Annotated in this window: 13 protein-coding genes; 8 read left to right on the top strand and 5 right to left on the bottom strand. The window is 41.1% G+C overall.

Going from position 1 to position 23,381, the window contains the following annotated elements; genetic code table 11:
• The first annotated feature begins 132 nt into the window (after positions 1 to 132).
• Entirely contained in the window at positions 133 to 1,068 is a 936-nt protein-coding gene (locus HR060_RS10315) for a M28 family peptidase (protein ID WP_174200218.1), read from the top strand.
• 1 nt (position 1,069) lies between these two features.
• Here the strand turns inward: HR060_RS10315 and HR060_RS10310 are convergent, their stop codons facing one another.
• Positions 1,070 to 2,125 carry an RDD family protein gene (locus tag HR060_RS10310; RefSeq protein WP_174200217.1) on the bottom strand — a complete coding sequence of 352 codons (1,056 nt, stop codon included), beginning with the start codon at positions 2,123 to 2,125 and terminating at the stop codon, positions 1,070 to 1,072.
• A 270-nt stretch (positions 2,126 to 2,395) separates the two neighbouring features.
• Between HR060_RS10310 and HR060_RS10305 the strand changes: the two genes are divergently transcribed.
• Entirely contained in the window at positions 2,396 to 2,935 is a 540-nt protein-coding gene (locus HR060_RS10305; RefSeq protein ID WP_174200216.1) for a hypothetical protein, read from the top strand.
• Positions 2,936 to 3,060: 125 nt separating this feature from the next.
• A complete protein-coding gene (locus HR060_RS10300) occupies positions 3,061 to 3,909 on the top strand; it encodes a DUF72 domain-containing protein (protein ID WP_174200215.1) in 849 nt (282 codons plus the stop codon).
• Position 3,910: 1 nt separating this feature from the next.
• Here HR060_RS10300 and HR060_RS10295 read toward each other — a convergent pair whose 3' ends face one another.
• The gene (locus HR060_RS10295) at positions 3,911 to 6,619 is read right to left on the bottom strand and encodes a CHASE domain-containing protein (RefSeq protein WP_174200214.1); all 2,709 of its coding nucleotides are present in this window, start codon (positions 6,617 to 6,619) and stop codon (positions 3,911 to 3,913) included.
• 119 nt (positions 6,620 to 6,738) lie between these two features.
• Entirely contained in the window at positions 6,739 to 7,596 is an 858-nt protein-coding gene (gene tesB, locus HR060_RS10290; RefSeq protein ID WP_174200213.1) for an acyl-CoA thioesterase II, read from the bottom strand.
• Positions 7,597 to 7,711: 115 nt separating this feature from the next.
• Between tesB and HR060_RS10285 the strand changes: the two genes are divergently transcribed.
• The 3 genes from HR060_RS10285 (at position 7,712) to ssb (ending at position 11,354) form a co-directional block, all read left to right on the top strand.
• Entirely contained in the window at positions 7,712 to 8,275 is a 564-nt protein-coding gene (locus HR060_RS10285) for an NUDIX domain-containing protein (protein WP_174200212.1), read from the top strand.
• A gap of 131 nt (positions 8,276 to 8,406) precedes the next feature.
• Positions 8,407 to 10,575, top strand: coding sequence for a putative bifunctional diguanylate cyclase/phosphodiesterase (locus tag HR060_RS10280; RefSeq protein ID WP_174200211.1), 2,169 nt, complete (start codon positions 8,407 to 8,409; stop codon positions 10,573 to 10,575).
• 98 nt (positions 10,576 to 10,673) lie between these two features.
• Entirely contained in the window at positions 10,674 to 11,354 is a 681-nt protein-coding gene (ssb, locus tag HR060_RS10275) for a single-stranded DNA-binding protein (protein ID WP_174200210.1), read from the top strand.
• Between the two features lie 85 nt (positions 11,355 to 11,439).
• On the opposite strand, the gene HR060_RS10270 is transcribed toward ssb, so the two are convergent.
• Complete coding sequence (locus tag HR060_RS10270; protein WP_174200209.1) at positions 11,440 to 12,843, bottom strand: diguanylate cyclase domain-containing protein; 1,404 nt, start codon at positions 12,841 to 12,843, stop codon at positions 11,440 to 11,442.
• A 312-nt stretch (positions 12,844 to 13,155) separates the two neighbouring features.
• On the opposite strand from HR060_RS10270, the gene HR060_RS10265 reads away from it, so the two are divergent.
• The gene (locus HR060_RS10265; RefSeq protein WP_174200208.1) at positions 13,156 to 14,151 is read left to right on the top strand and encodes a CobW family GTP-binding protein; all 996 of its coding nucleotides are present in this window, start codon (positions 13,156 to 13,158) and stop codon (positions 14,149 to 14,151) included.
• 159 nt (positions 14,152 to 14,310) lie between these two features.
• A complete protein-coding gene (locus tag HR060_RS10260) occupies positions 14,311 to 16,650 on the top strand; it encodes a TonB-dependent receptor (protein WP_174200207.1) in 2,340 nt (779 codons plus the stop codon).
• 72 nt (positions 16,651 to 16,722) lie between these two features.
• On the opposite strand, the gene HR060_RS10255 is transcribed toward HR060_RS10260, so the two are convergent.
• Positions 16,723 to 23,241 (bottom strand): response regulator, encoded by a 6,519-nt coding sequence (locus HR060_RS10255; protein ID WP_174200206.1) that lies wholly within the window; start codon positions 23,239 to 23,241, stop codon positions 16,723 to 16,725.
• Positions 23,242 to 23,381 lie beyond the last annotated feature (140 nt).

Raw genomic sequence — 23,381 nt, 5'->3', positions numbered from 1 at the left:
TGCAAAAGACTACTCTTTAGTTTTCTGCTCTGCTCCAACAACCCACCCTAAAGTTAATTAAGTTCGACTGTCATTAACAAACGATTGCGCTTAATCTAACCATAACCACTACGCTTGTTTATGGATTTGACCTTGTTTAAGAACATTTCCCTATTTGTTAGCTTGATACTATTAGCACCATTTTCATTGATGGCATCAGTGCATGATAGCCTGATAGATGATCTAAAAGTGTTGTCTAGTGAACATATGCAAGGGCGAAAAATGCATACTTTAGGAGCAAAACGCGCCGCCCAATACATCGCCTTGCGGTACGAAGAAATAGGATTGGCCAGTTTTAATCAGGCTTATATCCACCACTTTACCGATTCACTGGCTTGGACGGATATCGAAGGGGAAAATGTCATTGCTTGGGTTGAAGGGAAAAGTCACCCAGACCAATATATTGTAGTGACCGCACATTACGATCATTTAGGGCACAAACACGGTAAGTTATTTTACGGTGCCGACGACAATGCATCTGGCGTAGCTGCCATGTTAAGACTTGCAGCTCATCTCAACCAAAATACGCCAAACTATTCATACATATTTGTTGCAACGGATGGGGAAGAAACACAACTTTGGGGAGCTAAAGCTTTTTTGCGTGCTAATTTAATACCAAAAGCCCAGATACGATTGAATATAAATTTGGATATGATAGGGCAAAATAAAACCCGATCTGAACTCTATCTACACGGCTTAAAGCGCAGCAAACCCAGTCATCGAGTTATAAGAAAAAAGCTCGCAACTGCGATGAACACAGCACCCGCTAGAATTGTATTTTCTGAAGCTCGGCCAAGAAAAGACAAGCGCAATATAGATTGGTTAAAAGCAAGTGACCATTATGCCTTTTATCAACAAGGTATCCCTTATCTCTACTTAGGCGTAGCCACTCATGCCTATTATCATACTGTGCAAGATACTTGGCAAAACATGGATTTGACGTTCTACAGCCAAGTATCTGACAGTGTTTTACAACTTGTCGAACAAATCGATCAGTTAACAAAAATTGAACTAAACGCACTAAACTGAGCTAACTCGTCAGTTCAGCAGCGGTTGTGACCGGTTCTTTTTCGGTGTTTTCCACTTGTTGCTTTTGCTCTTTAATAACAATAGTTTCTGCAATTTTGTCTTGAATCGCTTGGCGATTAGAGTCCCAATAAATTTGCAAGAAACCTAAGATACCGGTCGCAAAACCCGCGCTATAGCCACCTGCTCGGCCAAAACTTTCCCATAATGTCAGCCCTGTGCCATCAATTTTAATCACTTTGATTGCCATTGTGCTTTTACCCAAGGTTTGCCCATCACGCCAAGCAGTAAAAACTGTAAAATATAAGACAGTCCAGCCTAGGCCTAAACCAAACGCCTCTGCGACTCGTGTAAAAGCCGAACCAAAGCTGCTTTCTTCTTCAGGAACAACTTTAAGTAGTGGGTTTTCCATTCCAGCGGTACGCTCAGCAACCTTCTCTAAAGTCAGCTCCTCAATCATGGATTGTTTCATCGATATTGCACTGCCTTGATCCAAAATGGGCGCTAGTTCCTCAACAAAACTGCGAACCAGCGCAAGTTTAATTTCTTCGGTAAATTCACTGTCTGCTAAAGCCTGCATGAATTGATTTTTACTTATATTGATACAGGCTTTTACTTCATTACATTTCTCAAGCTTAACTTGAGTTTGGTAATACTCAGGTTTGTGAATATGCTCGGTCGCAAAGGGAATGACCTTAAAAAAGTCCAATACAGGAATAGCAAAACCTTCCTCTGTCATCACTTGTGGGATAGCCGTAATGGTGTGATTGGTATTAGCGCTCAAAAATAAGATAGCCGTCACGACTATGGATTTTGCAAAAACACGCTTTGTTTTAGTGCTGGTCTTAAATTCATCTTTCAATTGACTGAAGAACACTAACCAAATAACCAGCATCACTGAAAATAAAGCACTCGTACTGGCTAGAATGGCGATCGCTATTGCATCAATTACCTGAGCACACATCCGGCGCTTTGGAGAGGCAAGCGGGGTTCCTAGCAACTTATCATCGACACCGAATGCATAAGGGGTGACGATATTTCGATTCTCGGCTTGTGACATAGTCCTCACTTCCGGCAAAAAGCGCGCATATTAACAAGTTTTTGGCTAGACTGAAGACATGTATTTGATCAATCATATTGTTTCACTATCTATGATTTGCGATCAAAGATGGTTAAATTTTGTCAACTTATTTTACACTAGCTGATCAGGGAATTAGAAAAACCCTTATAAATCAAGGCGAGAAATAGCTGGCATAAAAATCGCATACAGTTATAATTCAGTTACGAAACAAAAATTGAATTACTTAGTTTTTACAAGGAAATTTTTTGTATGAAGCGTTTATTTTTATTAGCAGTATTAACGTTTTTCACTAATGCCGCATCTGCAGCATTAATTGCAACTCTTGAAGTAAAAGGTGACACACTAGACAACCCTTTCACTTTAACTAACTTAAGCCCAGCTGAAGCAATCGAATCTTTATCTATCGATGCTACGCCATTTACATTTGATTCAAGCGAATTCGCTCATGATGCAGGTGTTGGTATTAACAGCAATGCGCTTATCCCTAACACGTCTACTCTAGTTGTAGATTTTGTTTCTGGTTTCACAAACAGCTTATTTTCTTCTTTCACGGCTGACTTAGACAACGGTCGTAGCATCACAGTTGAAGGTAAAGATTTAGTAGGTACTCAAGCAACGTTAACGACTACGCTTGGCACATATACAGGTGTTTTCTTCATCGATTTACAAGATGCTGAGTTAGCACGCGTTGAGTTCTTCTCACAAACAGTACCAGTTTCAGCACCAGCTACAGCAGCGATGTTTGCTTTATTAGCAGGTGGTTTAGTACTTCGCCGTCGCGCTAAGTAATTTAAACAGTTCTCCAAATTAAGGCGCAGCTTTATAGTTGCGCTTTTTTTATGCCTGCTACATCTTCAGTCATTTAATCAACGTTTATTTTCACTATGCAAAACCAACTTTATCTAGGTGCTCCTATGTGGGGACATAAAGATTGGAAAGGTCAGTTTTTTACCTCAGACATCAAGCCATCAGAACAGCTCAATCAATACAGTCAGTTTTATACCACTGTTGAAGGCAACACCACATTTTATGCTTTGCCAAGTGAAGAAAAAGTACAACATTGGTCAGAACAAGTACCAAGCGACTTCAAGTTTTGCTTTAAAGTACCAAAGACGATCAGCCATGAAATGATACTCAACCAAGCTCAAAGTATCGAAGCCATGCAAGCTTTTTTGACGTTATTAAAACCGATTATTGATACGAATAAACTGGGGCAACTCATGTTGCAATTACCCGCGAGTTTTTCTGCAAGGCGGCTCGGGGAGCTAAATGATTTTATTCAGCAATTTGCCAAACAGGTACAACTGTCTGTTGAAGTCAGACATCCAGATTTTTTTGCCAAACAAGATGCTGAACGCGATTTTAATCGTATGCTTATCAACACTCAGGTTAACCGAGTATTGATGGATACTCGAGCTGTGCACAGTCAAGCACCAACAACTGAAGCCATCATAGATGCACAAAAGAAAAAACCCAAAGTACCGGTGCATGCTATCGCAACCTCAGCTAGCCCAATTATTCGCTATGTTGGGCAAACGGATCTAAACGCGAATATTGCTTTTATACAACCTTGGATAAAGAAAGTAAGGGACTGGGTTGCCGAGGGGCGAACACCCTATTTGTTTATTCACACGGCAGATAATGCAAGTATTCATCAGCTCAGCCGACTGTGGCTAAGTTTATTGCAGCAAGATCAAGAGCACACATTATTTTACGACAATGGGTTTGCCAGTGAAAAGGTGCAACAAACCAGCTTATTTTAGTTTAAGCCGGTTTTAAATGTGTCTTCAAAGCAGAGGTTAACTGAACTTTATCAATTGGCTTAGTTAGGTAAGCCTGCATCCCCAAACGTTCTGCTTTATTGAGATCTTCCGTTGTCGCATTAGCTGATAAACCAATCAGAGGTATACCTTGCCAATCAGGGTTTGCTTTAATTCGTTTGGTCGCGGTAAAGCCATCCATAACAGGCATTTGAATATCCATTAAGATAACATCAGGCAGCTCATCAGTACTCCAACCCGCTAATTTATCTATTGCCTCTTTACCATTGTTAACAGTCGTCACCGTTGCCCCCATTAATTTGAGCATTTCAGTCGCAACAACTTGGTTTACCATTTGATCTTCGACCAATAAAACATTAAAGGCTTGGTTTAATTCTTCAACTTTAGTCTCGGGTTCAGCTTTAACGGGAGGGCTAACAACTTGGATTGGAATCACCACGCTAAACTCACTGCCTTTACCAATTTCGCTAGTCACATGTATATCGCCATTCATCAACTCAACCAGTTGTGCACAAATGGCCAAACCTAAACCGGTTCCTCCGTATTTGCGAGTTGTCGAAGTATCGGCCTGTTCAAATTCATCAAATAGGCTTTGCAGAGCAACTTCATTGATACCTATGCCGGTATCTTTGACTTTAATAACCAAATCATCATTTTGAATTTTAAAGGTTAATTGAATTTCGCCTCTTTCAGTAAATTTAACCGCGTTGCCTAATAGGTTAGTAATGATTTGCTCAATGCGGGCTTGATCTGCACATACCCACGGCAGCGATGTATCGTTATCGACTCTGAAATCTAAGCCTTTTTCTCGACAAGAAGAATTGAAAACACTGGTCAGCCGCTCCAAACTTTGACGCAATGAGTAATTGTGTAAGTCTAATTGCAATTTACCCGCTTCAATTTTAGATAAATCTAACACCTGATTAATACTATTAAGCAGTAGCTCTGATGCGTCTTGAATTTCTTTAAAGTAACGCTGAGCAAGCCTTTCTTCGGTCTTTTCTCGACCTAAAGTAACAAAGCCGATAATAGCATTTAGAGGGGTGCGCAGCTCATGGCTCATATTCGCTAAAAAGGTACTTTTTGCTTCATTCGCCGCTTCTAAATTAGCAACTAAGTCAGTTAACTGCTTTGTTTGCTGCTCTACCCGATTTTTTAATTGCGCATTAAAGCTCGTTAACACCATGACAAAGGCCATGCCTAAAGAAGCGATAATAAGCCCAACAACTAAAGTTAACCAACTAAGCCAGTCTTTTCGTTCATTCTCAAATTCAGGAGTACTGCTAAACGATAACTGCCATTGACGGCCAAACCATTCAAATTCATAGTAAGCAACATGTAATGCATCGTGGCTATAGCCTGAATCGGCAAAGGCATCTTCTAATGAATTTTTATCATAAACCTTAAAATTATAAAGTTTACTGACATCCTCAGATGTCAGTAAATCTTCAATCATTAAGTCTAATTCAACCACGACTTCAACGAAGCCCATCAACTCTTGTCCACGCAACACAGGGTAATAAACGACATTGCCAGTGAACTTATTACCTTGCTGCGCGAGTTGGATAGGTTGCGTCGCTTGTGGTGTTCTGGCTTTAAGTGATTGTCTGGCTGATAAACCAGCAAACGGATGGCTGTATATATCTAAACCAATCGCCGTTTGATTAAACTCAAAGGGTTCAGTGTACGTAATAGGCCAATATTCATCTTGCTTTTGAATGGGTTGTAAGCCGTTAGGCGTCCATTTTTTGATGTTAAACTGACCTAAATCTTGAGCTTGCATCTGGTTGTACCAAGCTTCTAATTCAGCATGGGTGATTCGATCAACCCAACCAACCGCCCTGAATATGCCAATCTCTGAACGGACTTCTTCTATATAGGCTTTAAATTCATCCCTTGAGATAAACTTTTGTGTGATAAATAACGCTGATAAGGCACGCAGTTTATGATTGATTTGACTTTTTATGAGTTTGAAACTTGTCAGCTGTAACTCTGTAATGGTCGAAAAGGTTTGTTTTTGGTCGCGAATATGCACCATTTTTGAGTAGTTAAACGTCAAACTCACCACGGCAAACATGATCAAAGCAGAAATCAGAATTTGTGGCCTGTTTTTTATTTCCAATACTTTATCGGCTTTGATAAACGCCAATGTCAATGGCATAAAAAACAATACCCCTACGCTGTCACCAACCCACCAAGTAAACCAAACAAAAGGTAAACTCGGTTCAGTAATGAACCCCTGAATCAGTAAAGAGTAGGCTCCAATACTAGATGAAATAACGCAACTTATAGGCCCTGCAATAAACAAACTCAGTATCAAGTGTTTGAATGAGCCGAGATCAATCCAGCCTCGATAAACCGTCCTAAGTGCGATATACGCCACACTCACTTGCAACACAGACCCCAAGCTACGCACAGCATTACCCAACCAGTCAGTAGATAACAACGAGAGGAGATCGACACCTGAGGTGTAACTATTAGCGGCCAACGAGCCTAGGAATAACCAAGGAGTGGCTTTCCAGCCATATTTAAGCACCACAGCAATAGCAAAACCTGCTGCTGGCCAAATTGCGCTGGCAAAACCAGGGTCAATAGTGAATAGCCCGCCGAACAGACCAAGTATGAAATAGCCAGCAGTAATGCCAATAACGCCAACAAAATTAAGTTTTTGATCCTGGGCGACGTTAGTCATGCTGCTCCTAAAAATTTAGTAGAAAAAAAAGCCTAGCACAGATCTCGTGAAAACAGCTGAATTTGACCTAAACAATGCTTGAAAAACCGTTCATAAGTTCTGTCATTTAACTCAAACCCTTATCTCAGTCTGATCACCCCTTCTTGGACTGCGCTCGCCACTAATTGACCTTGCTGATTAAAGATTTGCCCTTTGACAAATCCCCTAGCCCCAGATGCAGAAGGGCTTTCCATTTTATACAACAGCCATTCATCAAATCGAAATGGGCGGTGGAACCACATAGCGTGATCAATGGTTGCTATTTGTAGGTTAGCCTGCCAAAAAGCTTGCCCATGAGGCAATAAAGCCGTAGGTAGAAAATTGAAGTCTGAAGCATAAGAAAGTAGATATTTATGCAAGTTATGATCGTCTGGTAGCTGGCCATTCGCTTTTAGCCAAACATGTCGAATTGGTATATGTTGCTCAGGCTTGAGTGGATCTACCCATTCAACATGGCGCACTTCAATTGGTCGTTCACAAGTAAACTTATCACGCAGCGGTAAAGGAATTTTATCTTTGTTGGCTCTGGCATATTCCAGCTCAGACATTAAACCTTCTGGCCCTTTGACATCAGGCGCATCTATCTGGTGGTCCATGCCTTGTTCAGGTAATTGAAAAGAAGCCGTTAGATAAAAGATACTTTTACCTTTTTGAATAGCCTCCACCCGACGGGTCGAAAAGCTTTTACCATCTCGGATATTTTCAACTTGATAAACAATAGGCAGTTTTACATCGCCAGGTCGCAAGAAATAAGAATGGAAAGAGTGCACTGACATTTCATCACTGACACTAGATTGCGCTGCCGCTAGAGCTTGCCCTAATACTTGGCCACCAAATACAGCGCCAAAGCCTAAATCTTGACTGGCACCGCGTAATATCCCCTGCTCTATGGGTTCTAAACTGAGCAACTTGACTAACTCAGTTAATGGCTGACTCATTTTCTATCCTCAAATCAATTAAAATTGTTTTATCTGTTAAATTAAAGCCTAGCTTAAAGCAAGGTAAACGCCTTGTATTTACAAGAAAAAAGCATCAAATCACGAAGGATAAAATATGCTTAATAAGTCACCTTGGCAAACCTTATCAACGCAGAAAATATACCAAAACCCATGGATAAAAGTCAGAGAAGATAAGGTCATTACACCTGCAGGTACTCAGGGTATCTATGGTGTGGTTGAATTTCAAAATCGCGCAATTGGCGTCATTCCCATCGATAAAGACGGTAATACAATTTTAGTTGGGCAATATCGATATCCACTCGAGCAATACAGTTGGGAAATCCCAGAAGGTGGTTGCCCTGAAGGTGAAACAGCAGAAAGTTGTGCGCACAGAGAGTTAACCGAAGAAACCGGTTTAATCGCCAACAAGCTAACCCCACTGATGACCATGCACTTATCAAACTCTTGTAGTGATGAAGTTGCACATGTCTTTATTGCGACTGAACTGAGCCAAGGTCAAACCAACTTTGATGAAACAGAAGACATCAAAATCAAAAAGCTTGCTTTAGACGAAGCCATTGAAATGGTGCATAGTAGTCAAATTACCGATGCCATTAGCGTTGCCGCATTGCTCAAAGTACACGTTCTCAAACTATCTGGAGCACTCGCTAACACATAACAAAATAATCCCCTAAACTTGTTCATGTGAGCTTGACTCAGATCAAGCGTAACCCCAGTATCAATATGTCTGAAGGCACAATGATTTAGAATACCCAACGGACATAATGTCTAAGTATCGAGAGAAAATTGATGGATACAAAAGTTGAATCTGTAGTTAAAAGTTTAGCTACAGCTAAGGGAGATGGTTTTTTTGGTGCGATTTGCTTAGCACTTGCCCAAAACATCCAAGCCGATTATGTGTTTATTGCTAACTTAAACAAAGCCAAAACACATGCAACGACCATCAGTTTAGCCAACCAAACTCAGCTACTAGATAATTTTACCTATGAACTAGCTGGTACGCCCTGTGAAAATGTCAGTGAAGGCGGGTTGTGTACTCACACATGTGGTATTCAACCGCTTTACCCTGAAGATGAATTACTCGTACAAATGGGTATAGAAGGTTATGTCGGTATTTCATTGCAAAACGATCAAGATGAAACCCATGCCATTTTGGTTGCGTTATTTACTCAACAGATAACGCATCAGCAAACAATCGAGACCTTATTTAACTTATTTGCTGGACTCATTAATAAAGAATTAGAAAAACACGCTTATATCAATAAGCTAAAGCTGACCCAAACCGTGATTGAAAACAGTCATGAAGCAATATTGATCACAAACGCTAAAAACGAAATCATTTATACCAACCAGGCGTTTACTACGACAACCGGATACCAGGCCGATGATGTAAAAGGTCAAAACCCCAAAATATTAAGTGCAGGCTTGAACGAACCACAATTTTATCAGGATATGTGGCAAGCCATTATCAACCGGGGTCACTGGAGCGGTGAACTATACAATAAACGTAAAGACGGCAGTATTTTCCCCGAGCGTTTATCGATAAACAGTATCTGTAATGATCAAGGAAAAATTACCCACTATGTGTGCTTTTTTACCGATATTACTGAATCGAAAAAAGCTCAAGAAACCATATTCAAACAGGCTAATTTTGATCCTTTAACAGACTTGGCCAATCGTCAATTATTCATCAACGACCTCAACCAAGCCATCCGACAAAACAAACAGCAATCCTCCATTGCAACCATAGTGCTCGATTTAGATATGTTTAAAAGCATCAATGAGTCATATGGGATTAAATTCGGCGACGAATTTTTAATTCGCGCGGCACACAAGCTAAAATCATTGGTAAGTACGGATTCATTAGTCGCTAAAATTGGTGGTGACTCATTTGCCGTATTACTGACCGACCCGCAATTGGCGACAGAGTCAGAAGCAGTAGTCGATAGAATCATTGCAGCATTTAACCAACCTGTATTAATCAACAATACCAAAGTCATGTGTACGCTGACTGCTGGCATTGCACTTTACCCGAATGATGGACTGAGCGCCGAAGAATTAGTTAAAAATGCATCTCATGCCATGTACGAAGTTAAAAATAAAGGCAGAAATGGCTTTTGTTTTTTCGCATCACATATGCAGGCAAATGCGCAATACAAAATTGAACTGAAAAACGCACTGGTTGAAGCAATCAAACAACAAAGACTCAACTTAGTTTTCCAGCCCATAGTTGATATTAACAATCACAAAATCTCTAAATTCGAAGCCTTGGTTCGTTGGAAACACAACGGAACTTGGGTATCGCCTGCAGAATTTATCCCCATCGCAGAAGAGTTTGGCTTGATTAAACAATTAGGCGAAGCGGTATTAACACAGGCGTGCCAAACGCTGAAGCGATTAAAAAGTCAGGGGTATAGCGATCTTGTTTTTAATATAAACCGATCTTTAGAAGAGTTTCCCAGCAGTGATAAACACAATACTTTATGGCTTAAAACCATTACTGAAGCAGGACTAACAGCAAAAGATATCTGCTTTGAATTAACCGAAAGCGCCCTAGCACCTGAATTAAACAATAATATTGCTCTGCTCGACACGTTAAAAACAGCAGGTTGTGCCATCGCCTTAGATGACTTCGGTACAGGCTACTCATCACTAAATTACTTAAGACGCTTTCCTGTCGATCAATTAAAAATCGATCGCACTTTTATCAAAGACATGCAACACAATCCTGATGATCGGACTATGGTAGCGACCATCATAGCGATGGCCAAAGCTTTGGGCATAAAAGTGGTTGCTGAAGGTGTGGAGCTACCAGAGCAGCTGCAAATACTCAGCACCCTAGGTTGTGACTATATTCAAGGTTTCTACTTTTCTAAGCCTCTGAGCGAAAAGCAGATCCCTGATTTTCTCGCGCATTTTAGCTACCAAAACCCTCAGACATGCCTATTTTCGATATAAGCATTTAAGAAAATTTTATATTCGTCACTACTGGTTGAAGGTACAGACAGGTGTTATGATTTCCTGATTATTTTCACGCTCAGAAACGGAACAAACAAATGGCATCTAAAGGTGTAAACAAAGTAATTATTGTCGGTAACTTAGGTCAAGATCCTGAAGTTAAATACATGCCTAACGGCAATGCAGTGACCAATATTTCAGTAGCAACAAGTGAAAGCTGGAAAGATCAAAGCGGTCAAATGCAAGAAAAAACTGAATGGCACCGCATAGTTATGTTCCGTCGTTTAGCAGAAATTGCTGGCGAATACCTACGTAAAGGTTCACAAGTTTACTTAGAAGGTAAATTGCAAACGCGTAAGTGGCAGGATCAAAACGGTCAAGACAGATACACAACTGAAATCGTTGCTGATCAAATGCAAATGTTAGGTGGTCGTGGCCAAGGTCAAGAAGGCGGCTTCCAAGGTGGTCAATCTGCTGGTGGCTTTAATCAAGCTCCTCAGGGGGGTGGTTTTAACCAAGCACCAGCTGCAGGTGGCTTTAACCAAGCACCTCAACAATCAGCGCCACAAGGTGGTGGTTTTAATCAAGCGCCACAGCAATCAGCGCCACAAGGCGGTGGTTTCAATCAAGCACCTCAGCAGTCTGCGCCTCAAAGCGGCGGCTTCAATCAAGCGCCTCAGCAGTCAGCTCCACAAGGTGGCGGTTTTAACCAAGCTCCACAGCAAAAACCAGCAGCACCAGAGCCTAACTTAGACTTCGACGACGATATCCCGTTCTAAGCTTAGCTTTAACAAAATTCATAATGATAAAGGCCTGTTTTCACAGGCCTTTATGCTTTTTATCCATTAATAAAATCATCGTTATTTACAATGCACGCTCAGGAATACCTTGCTGTAGCTCCTTTGTGGCCATTGCGTGACTAAAACACACTTGGTTTTTCCCTTGGCTTTTTGCTCGGTACATCAACTGATCAGCATCATTAATTTCGGCAGAACAATTTAAGCTCGAATAAAAAACGCAGCCTAAACTACAGCTCACAACAAGCTCTATTTCTTGCTGTTTGATATGGACTTGATTAACAGTGCGACAAACTTTCTCAGCCAGTTGACGGCTTGTATTTTCATTGAGGTGGCTGATGATGACGGCAAACTCTTCTCCGCCTATCCTCGCCAAAGTAGCTTGCTCAGGTAAGACTGATTTCAACGTTTGTGCAACTGACCGTAATACATGATCGCCAAAACAATGCCCGTAATGATCGTTAATACTCTTAAAGTCATCCAAATCTAAAATCATCACAGTTAACGAATACTGGCAGTAGTCGTTTTTAGCTAGCTGCTCCATAAAAAACCGCCTGTTGTGTACCTGAGTTAACGGATCGGTCAGGCTTAACTCTTTTAGTTGTTCATTTGCTAATTTGAGCTGCTGCGTTTTTAAAATCACCGTACGTTTAAGCGATCGAACGTGATAAAACACCGCCACTAAAAACAGTAATATCGATAAAGGAATAAAAAACTTAGGATAAACCGTTTCAACTTGACTCCAGCGATAGTGAATACGCTCTCTTTCTGCGTCACTAATTTGATCGAAGCGCTCTGATATCAATTCAATGGAATGATGACTATTGTCGCTCACCGCGATTCGAATATCTTGGTCATATAAATGTTGTACGGGAAAGTAGTAATCGCGATTCTCAGTCAAACTCAAATAGAAGTTAGCCACTAGGCTATCTGCTACAAAAAGCTCTATTTGCTTTTGTGTGACGGCTTGAAACATGAGTTCGTTATTGTCGAAGCTTTTGATTTTGGCATTAGGGTAAATTTTATTCATCTTGTACGCTTCAAACGAGTCACGTACTACACCAACTTCAGCTTTGTTTTCACCCAATAGCGCTTGGCTAACATTCACCGTCACCGCATGCTTGCTGAGGTAAATTTCAGTCTCTAATGCCATAATTGCCGAGCCAAAATCCAAAAACTGATCTCTAGGTTCAGAATAAACAAGCCCGGCATGAACATCGGCTTTTCCTACCTTGACCGCTTGTAGCGATTCATGCCAATCGGTCAGATAAAACTCGATATCAACATTGTGTAAGCGCCCATATTCACGCCAAAAATCAACTAAAATACCGGCAGGTTCGCCATCAGCGGTTAGATAAGAATAAGGCTTCCACGCTTTAGAATTAACTACGATTAGCTTATCAGGCTGAGTTGTAATAGGAGGGGGTTCAAGAACAATATCAGAAGGGTTTGCAGAGGTAGGAGATATCACAAGACAACAAAGCAACAAGTGAAACCAGATGAAATAGCAATACTTGAGCCGATCATCTTTATGTACTTGCTTCCGTGACTTCAAAACTTATGCCTGCCAAACCTAAAACCTTAATGCGAAATAAAAGTTTAGCAAACAATACCTGCCACATTATTGCACAGACAGTTTTCTTACCCACAGAATGTAAACAATACTGTCCACCAAAATTTTGAGTAAAAAAGAGCTATGAAAAGATATACTAATGCTTATGTTGCATTAGCAGAAATTAAACAAAATGTTACAATGTAACATTTTAAACTTCTGAGTATTAAAATGAAGATAAGTCGCCCAATCCCTACCCATATCATTACTGGCTTTTTAGGCTCAGGAAAAACCACTGCTATTCTCGCTTTATTAAAAAATAAACCAGAAAATGAGAACTGGGCAGTATTGGTCAATGAATTTGGTCAAGTAGGTGTAGATGGGGCATTGATAAGTGGGCAAACATCAGGGCAACAAATTTACATGCGAGAAGTACCCGGTGGCTGCATGTGTTGTGTATCTGGTTTGCCTATGCAAATAGCGCTTAACCAGCTTTTATCTGAAGCTAAACCCGACCGCTTACTGATTGAACCCAGTGGTTTAGGCCACCCAATAGAAGTGTTGGATAAACTGACCAACGACTACTACCAAGGAATTCTTAAGCTACAAAGCACTGTCACTCTGGTTGACGCCCGTAATTTAGCAGATGAACGCTATACCCAACACGAGATTTTCAATCAACAAATAGACATCGCAGATATCATCATAGGCCACAAAGCTGATTTGTATCAGCCCAGTGACAATCAAGCACTCGAAGATTACCTCAAACGCTTTGGCGACAAACAATTAATATTTACTGACCACGGCCAAATCGACTTCAGCCAAATTAATCAAACGTCGGCATTTATCAAACGCAAAAAGCTTGCGCTCAACCAAGCATCTAATCAACAACAAACGACTGAATCAGTTGATGAAGCAGCATTACCAGAGAGTGGTTTTTTGCGTTTAGATAATGAAGGTGAAGGCTTCTTCAGTTCAGGTTGGCGTTTTAATCCCAGCTTTATATTTCATCGTCATGCCCTACAAAAGTGGCTATTTGAATTGCAGGCAGAGCGCATAAAAGCCGTTTTTATCACCTCAGATGGTATTTTTGGCTACAACAAAGATAAAGATGGCTTAACCGAATATGAACTAGATGAAGCTGCTGAAAGCCGAATTGAAATCATTGCCAAAACAGCCAGCGACAATTGGCAAGACGCATTATTTAGCTGCCAACTCACCTCTTAAAACCCACATCCAAGTAGCAAACCAGTGTATTACTTTACTGGTTTGCCAGACATCCCTTACCCCGTAGCACAAAACCCCATCATTGCAAACGATAGTGATTATTATTTAGAATAACAATAGTATTTCAATTTAATTCCAATCACATCTAAAAGTATAATTATGAAACCAATGAAAATTAGTAAGATAGCGCTTGGCCTTGCCTGTGCTATGCAGTCTCCTTTTGTCATGGCAGATGACGACGTTGAAAAAATCGAAAATATCGTCGTTTACGGTCAAAAAATTGATCGCAGCTTACACGAAACCGCAAACAGTGTAGGCATAGTGTCAGGCAAAGATATTGAAGTTCAAAATATCCAAAACATCAATGATTTATACACACTAGTACCAAATATCTCTGGTGATTTAAACCAAGGTTTTAGCATTCGCGGTATTAACTATTCAAACGTATCAGGCGGCGGCACAGGTGTACTGACCAGTATCTATGTTGATGGCGCTCCTATGCCTTTTCGTGTGGTAAAAATGGGCACGCAATCAGTTTGGGATTTAGCTCAAGTTGAAGTTTTCCGTGGTGCACAATCAACAATGCAAGGCCAAAACTCGCTTGCTGGTGCCATCATGCTTCGCACCCAAGACCCTACTTATGAATGGGGCGGTAAAGCCAAGATCACCTTAGGTGAAAATGGCCAACAAGAGTTTGCAATTGCTGGCGGTGGTGAACTAGTTGAAGACAAGTTAGCTTTTCGCGTATCACTGGAAGATAAAAACTTAGACGGCGATATTGAGAATATTACGCGTAATGAAAAGTCGAATGATCAAGATGGTCAAACTGCGCGCTTTAAATTATTGTTTGAACCATCTGATGATTTTTCTGCTTTGTTAACAGTCAACTCAACTGATCACGAAGTTGGTTTTCAGTACGTTCAATACAATTTCGGTGAAGATCCATTTGATCGCAAAACACAGTTTAACTCGGATATTTGGGAAAAAACCGAAACCGATATTTTCAACCTAGAACTCGATTGGCAAATTACGCCTAACTTATCAGTTCAATCGATTACCACATACAACGACTCTGATTACAGCTACAACTGGGATGGTGATATGCAACCTACCACGATCACAGCTGATAATGCCTATGTCACGACCTCAGAAACCGTGAGCCAAGAATTGCGCTTAGTTTATGAAAATGATGAGTTAGAACTCGTTTCAGGTATCTATTATTCAGAATTAGATTTAAAAGATGACAAGGCAACGGGTGAGCGTTTAATCACCTTTGCTGGCTTGGGGTTACCGCCGATAGATGTATTGCTAACAGCACCAGCAGAAATGGGAGGCTTTGGCTTGCCAGCAGAAATTGCCGCCATGGTAGTACCGCTTTACCCTGATATTGACCCGGTTAAACTAGGTTTTGAAACGAGCCAAGAGCAAGGTTCAGAAACTATGGCAATTTATGCAGATATGAAATGGTCTATCAATGAGCAATGGGATTTATTGGCAGGCCTTAGACACGATCAAGAAGAGCAAGAAAATGGTAATTCGAGTGTTTATTCAATTAATAACCAACTGCCTAACGCAGCTGATTTCCCAACACCGATCAATGCCATTATTCAAGGGATTAATGGTAGGTTAGTAGGGCTCGCAAGTGCTGCTACTTCAACTATTGTACCAGAGAGTGAAGATTTTGATGCTTGGCTACCTAAGTTAGGTGTAACTTACAACGTGAGTGAAGATCTCAATGCTAGTTTTGTCTTCCAAAAAGCATATCGCTCTGGTGGTGTTGGCTACAACACAGCTAAAGGTTATAACTACAGCTATGAACCAGAATACACGAACAACTATGAATTTTCTTTGCGTTCAGTCTGGTTAGATGGCGAACTCATGCTAAATACCAACGTCTACTTTATTGATTGGACAGATCAACAAATTTCAGTTCAAGGTGACGCAGGTAACTTCGATACTGAAGTGGTAAATAGCGGCGAGTCGGAGTTAAAAGGTTTTGAAATAGAAGCTTTCTACTATCCAACAAATCAATTATCGATTGTGGCTGGTATTGGTTATGCCGATACCGAATTTAAAAAGTTTGAGTATGTCGCAGCCGATGGCTCCATTAAAGATTACGCAGGCCAAGCATTTACCGACTCTCCGGAGTTAACAGCCAATTTAACGGCTAACTACGAGTTTGATTCAGGTTTATTTGCAAACCTTGCTGCAAGTTATGTCGATAGCTCTCGTGCCTATTTAGACCCAGAGTTATCATTGCAACCGTCTCAATACGAGCCAAACCCTGAAAATGACGCGCGTTTTATTATCAATACAGCAGTTGGTTATGTGTGGGATGACAAATATACAATTCGTCTAGATGTGAAGAACTTATTAGACGACGAGTACATTTCAACTTACTTTAATAACCCAGATGACCTTGGCATGATGACAAGCTATGGCCAGCACCAATTAGGCTCAGCTCGCCAAGCTAGCTTGAGTATTACAGCAGAGTTCTAATCAGAATAACGCTTAATAATAGTAAGATAAAAGCCGCTTTTTAGCGGCTTTTATCTTGGTTGAACAAGGGTATTAATCCAGCTTTACTAATAAGTCTTTTAATACCTCAAGTGCCTCATCATATTCAAAGCTTTGTAATTTATCATTGGCATCAACCAAGGCTTGATGATGGGCCTCACCTCGCATATGGGCAGCTAATTCTTCAAGCATATCCATTGCTTTGGAATCAAAATCATCGATTAATACAATTAACTCATTGACCTGTTTAATCAATACTTCTTTAGGCACCTCTGTACCGTCAGCTGCTGGGTTATGCTCAGCCTCTAATTGATTAAAGTGAGCTTTTATTTCGCCTATCACCAAACTAATTTCAGCAACCAATGCATGCTCCACTTCTGTAGTTTTTGCATCACTATCTGGTGAACCTGCAGAAGCATTGTGTGAATCCCAAAGTGCTTCTAATTCACCAGCTAAACGCTGAACGTCTTTGGCTCCTAAATTTCCTGCGATGCCTTTAATTGAATGTGCGATACGGGTTTTAGTTTCAACATCAGCAACTTGATAGTCATCAAACCAATTTTCATTACTGTCCACAAAACGTTTCAATAGCTTTTCATATAGAGCCAACTTACCCCCGACAATAGTCAATGCTCTGTCGACATCTAAGCGAGTAAACACAGGGATGCGTTTTGTCATATCTCGCACTTGTGTTTGCGCTTTTTGATTCGCGTGCTCGTTGGCTGGCAACCATTTTGCCATAGTAGAAAAGAGCACATTGACATCAATCGGTTTGCCGATGTGATCGTTCATACCCGCTTTAGCCGTTTTTTCAATATCAGACGCCATCACATTGGCCGTCATAGCTATGATGGGCAAGTCATCCAATTCTGGTCGCTCTCTTAATTTTTCAGTGGCGGCAAAACCGTCCATAACAGGCATTTGGCAATCCATTAAGACCAAATCAAAGCGCTGTTGCTCTAGGATATCTACCGCTTCTTGGCCATTCTCTGCTAGCGTCACAATCAAACCTTCAGACTCCAATAAATCGGTAGCCAATTCTTGGTTAAATTCATTATCTTCGACCAATAAAATTTGTTTACCAGCTAAGTGACCCCAATCACCATCATTATTAGCTGCAATGGGCTGGTCACTGACAATGACACGGCCATATGCTTCAACAATGGCCTCATATAAATGCGAGGCGTTTGTCGGTTTGTTTAAGATGGCATCGTAAGCTAACCCTTGTTTATTGGCAGTTTGTGCCATTTCTTGCGCGTCATACGCCGTCATCATGACTAACTTACTATCAGCGGCAAGTTGTCTTTGGTGAATGGCTTCTAACAATTGCAAACCGCTCATCTCTGGCATCATCCAATCAATCAGCAAGACATCAAAAGCCTGCTCGGCTTGATTAATATGGCTGAGCGCATCAGCACCTGAGCTGGCCAACCTGACTTGATAACCAAAGCTTTGTAGGATTTCTTTAAAAATATCGCGTGCGCTTTCATTATCATCAACAACTAACACGCTTAAGTCAGATAACTGAGCGGGCAGTACTAAGCGCTGAGATTCGGTTTGTTCAGCTAACCCTAAATCACAGGTAAAGATAAAGTTAGAACCTTCTCCTACAGCACTTTCAACTCTAATTTTACCGCCCATCAACTCGACCAGTGTTTTAGAAATGGCTAATCCTAAACCCGTACCGCCATATTTGCGTGTAGTTGAACTATCCGCTTGAGAGAAAGCTTGGAATAGTGATTTTTGCTGTTTCGGATTCATACCAATACCAGAGTCCTTGACTTCAAATTGCAGCATAATGCGTTTATCACGTGTTTCAATAACGCGCACCTTGAGCCTCACTTCACCGTGTTCAGTGAATTTCACCGCATTCGAGCCTAGGTTAATTAACACTTGTTTTAAGCGCAACGGGTCACCAATCAGGTTATTGGGAATATTAGCAGGTACATCAATCAGCAGTTCAATATCATTTTGTGACGCTTTTAGGCTGAGCATATTGCTGAAGTGATCTAACAATTCATCAAGTGTGAAGCTGACCGCTTCAATACTTAACTTGCCGGCTTCAATTTTAGAAAAGTCGAGAATGTCATTGATAATCCCCAACAAAGATTGCGCACTAAGGTGTACCTTATCGACATAATTACGCGCTTTGTTATTCAATTCTTGCTGAAGTGCAAGGTGGCTCATACCGATAATGGCATTCATTGGAGTTCGGATTTCATGTGACATGTTCGCCAAGAAATCAGATTTTGCCTGCGTCGCTAATTCTGCTGCTTCTTTTGCTTCCAATAACTCTTGCTCAGAAAGCTTGCGTTCCGTAATGTCGCGAACAGCGGCACAAACGAGTATTCCTTGTGCAGTTTCGAGTGGACTTAAACTGACCTCCACTGGAAAATCAAAATCATTTTTATGGCAAGCTAGCAGCTCCATACCACTGCCCATCATTCGTACACTCGGGTTAGCGAAGTACTGACGGACAAACTCTGAATGATGACTACGCTTGCTCTCGGGTAATAGGATTTCTATCTTTTGCCCAACAAGCTCATGTTTTTTATAGCCAAATAAGGTTTCAGTTAACGCATTGACCAATACAATTTCAGATTCTGGGTTGACCACAATCATGCATTCAGGTGCTGATTCCATCAACGCCTGAAACTGCTTTTCGCTCTCTTTGCGGTCGGTGATATCTAAAATAGTACCGTGTAAAACTTGAGGAACCCCGTTTTCATCATATGATGCCTGACCGCGCTCATAAACCCAGCATTCCGTCCCATCTTGCCTGATCATTCGGTATTCAATGGTATAAACGGTTTTATCTTCTACCGCCTTGTTAACGGTAGCGTCCACTTCAGCTAAATCATCTGGATGCACCATACTGGCAAACGTTTTGTCACCTTGAATAAAGGTTTCAGCTTTAACCTGAAGTACAGATTCCACCATGTCACTGATAAATAACATCGTCCAGTCAGCATCGAGTAAACAGGTGTAAACGATACCTGGGATGTTATTAATCAATAAGGCTTTTTCGGCAGAGGCCATTTCAGATAGCATCATCGACTGCTCAAGCTCAATTTGTAGCAACATATTTTCAGTTACGTTGAGCAATAAGCCTGACACCGTTTCAACTCGGCCTTTGCTATCCCTCGTGAGTGCACTACCAGAAATACTTACCCACAAGGTTTCGCCTGACTTACTAAACATTCGGCAATCTTGTTTATACTCATTCTCTGTGCCCGCTAAAAACGCTTGGAAATTAGCTTTAACCTGCTCAACGTCTTCCTCATGAACTAGGCCAAACCACCTTTCTAAACCCATGCCATGTGCCAATAGCAATTCGTCAACCTGATAGCCGAGCAATTCTGCCCAAGTTTTATCAGTTTCAAAATGTTCGGAAACGGTACTCCATTGCCAAGTCCCTGCTTTTGCACCTTGCAGTGCCATCGTTAATTGGTGACGGCTTTCGTTGGCAAGTTGCTCTGCGGCTTTAATTTTTGAGATGTCCTGACACACCCCAACAATGACATCATCATCTTTGGATTTTAATAAGGTCGTATTAATCCAGCGGTAACCATCATCTTGAGGTTGAATTCGAAACTCGATGACACACATAGGTTCATCTGAGTTCATAAAGTGCTCTATTTGCGGAGTGATGGCGAGTAAATCACTGCGTTTAATACGATTAAATAGGTCTTTTTTAAGATCGAGATAGCCAGACTCTAGTCCGGTTATTTTCTTCAGTAATTTAGAGCCGGTCAGCTGCTGTGTATGAGGGTCCCACTGCCAATCGGCTAGCTCAGCCGCTTGGGTAACCAGTTGCAAGCGAATGTCATTTTGCCTTATTTCAAGCTCAGTTTGCTTTTTAGCAGTGATATCGCGCAAACCAAACATCAGTGCCGTACACCCCTCCCACTCGATAACTTGAATCAAGGTTTCACAAATGAAGCTATCAATATTGTCGCGTAAATACTCCCATTCAAACACGACAGAGCCATCTCGCTCAGCCTGTGCAATATAATCTGTCATCGCATCAATTGAGCTAGAACCATCAAGTTGAGTACGTGGTGACAGCACAACAGGAGAGAAAGATAAAAACTGAAACTTATCGTCAAAGCCAAATAAATTAAGCGTAGCTTGGTTACAATCGATAAATTCTTGATTCCTGAAAATCAGTAACGCATCGCGTGATGATTCAAATAAACCTCGGAATTTACTCTCTCGTTGACTCAATTCTTCTGTTCGTTTATCAACTTCTTGCTCAAGCCCTTTTTTCGCTTTTAATAAACTGCGATTAGCCGCATCACCAATCACCATAATGACAATGACACCACCAACAGTGATCATTAAAAACACGCTGAGCATGGCGATGATGACAAAGCGGATTTGATAAAAAGAGGCAAAGGCTTCGTCATAATCAATTTCAGAGGCTATACCTATATTAAGATTTTGATCCCAAACCCAAGAGCCAATAACAGGGATGCCTCTGTAATCGAGATAACCGTCAAAGTTACCCGATTTATTGCCTTTGGAGACTGATTCAGCCATTAGCGTAAACGGTGTCGATGATGTGTGCTCTTTCGGTACCCGTGCGGCAATTAGCCCTGCTTGAGTCGAAATAGACTGCTCCTGTGCATCATCAAATCCCAAGAACCGACTATGACTAACCATCAGGCCATTACTATCCACAGCATAGGTTTCACCACTGTAGCCAAAGCGTCCTGTCGATAAAATCTTAGAAAATACCGCATGAGGGTCAATGCGCATTGATAGCGCCGCAATGACATGACCTTGAGTATTTTTAACTGGTGCGACAAAAAAAGCGGTGGAATACCCCGTATCACTGACTTTAGAAACAGCAGGCGGAATAAATAACGTTTTACCTTGTTGGAATACTTGGTCGATTAAATCGGGATAGTTTTGCGCAATGACATTGTAACTGCCGATATTTTGATCTCGGCGCGAAGCCAAACTAATGTAGTTCGGCGAGATCACAAAGTACCCAAGTTTTAGTGAAGGCACATATTGCGCAACATAATCTCGTAGTGCTTGTTGGGCTAAGTCTTCTGTTAAAGCCGTTTTGTTGTAGGGAAGTTGCGTTAACTGCTGAGAAAAATTTAAAATTTCAGGACTAGCGGCAATATTTTCTATTTCATCTTTTTTGTAATTAGCCCAAAGGTTTAATGTTAATTGCGCACCATCTCTAACCGCCTCAATCGAGCCTTGATACTCAGTTTTAATTTTGTCTTTTAACACCCCAAGAAAAACAAAGGCCACAACAAAAAATATCGATGCCACGCTGGTAATACCCGCCATCACAATAAGTCGTGTTTTCTTTGAGCTAAACTGGTAATGCAATGGGTCTATTCGGCTTTTTCTAAACAACTTAAACAGATAAAAACCACCGGCATAGATAACAGCAAGAACAGCCAGTGCCACTAACCAACCATGCATTCCAAAATCAATTTTAAGGCCATTTTGTGCGGCCTTTTGATGCTGTGTTTTACTGGTATTAAAAATACTAGCGATGGAAAAGTCATAAGAGTAAATTTCCGGGTTTAAAAAAAGTGATAGCTTTGAAAAATCGAGTGATAACGACTCCATAGTAATTAACTTATCGAGTAAGTCGCTTTGCTGGCCAGATACCGCCAACATACTGGTTTTATATGACAGCCCTTGTCTTTCAAAATCAGCGCCCATTAAGTAGTCATGCATCAAGACCAAAGCGATAGCCGCATCAAAGATATGACCACCAACAGATACCGCCAATTGACCTTGTTCGATATGTCTTAACGCTTGAGGTTGCCAATCAACACCACCTACCGATATTTGTCCGGTCAAGCCTAGTTCTTCAATCGTCTCTATTACCGCCAGCGCCATCACATCATTCGCACACCACACCATATTAATTTTAGGGTTAGCTTTAATCGCGTTTTCAAAGGCAATTTTGGCGCGCTCAGCCTGCCAATCAGCAGCAAAAAATTGGTAAGAAGCAATATTTAGTGGCTCGATAAATTGATTTAAGCCACTTTCTCTTAACTTACCAGCCGTCGAATCAACAGGACCACCTAAGGCCAAGATGTGCAGCTTATCTTTGGCATAACGACTTTTGCTCATCAACTGCTGAATCAAAATCCGCCCCGCTAACTCATCATCAGGCATCACACTGCCTATCCAGTTAGGGTATTTTTGTCTTGGTAAGATGTTTTTATGGCTTAAGACTGAATTAACTAAAATACTCGGCACGTGTTTTTCGTCTAAGCGCTGAAGCACGGTTTCACCTGCCCCCGAGAAGTCGTGAAACAATATACCATCAGCCCATTCACTGGCTGATTCGACTAATTCGATATAACTTTGCTGACTTTGCTCAGGTAAAAAGACCTTTAACTCCACATCTAAGTCTTCAGAGGCTTGGTGAGCAATATTTAAGGACTGCTGCCAAAATGCATCATGGCTAGGCGGGATAATCGCTATTTTTAGGCGGTTGTTGTTGTCTGATGCGGTGGCATATATCCATGTCAAAGGTAATAGTAACAAGGTCAAAAACAACGAAAAGCGCGTGATGATATTTCCTATCATTAATTATATCTCTGCAAGTTAACTAACCGCTTTGTGAGCTTAAAAGCATCCTACTTAGCTATCACAACAGCGTTTCCATTTAGTCGACAGTCGCGTGATGATTTTTGGTGAAAGATGAGTTAACACGCCACTATATTATT

This window comes from Marinifaba aquimaris (assembly GCF_013328345.1).
In the GTDB taxonomy this organism is placed as follows: Bacteria; Pseudomonadota; Gammaproteobacteria; order Enterobacterales; family Alteromonadaceae; genus Marinifaba; species Marinifaba aquimaris.
The sequence above is the reverse complement of the archived record's forward strand: the minus strand, read 5'-3'. Positions and strand labels throughout refer to the sequence as shown.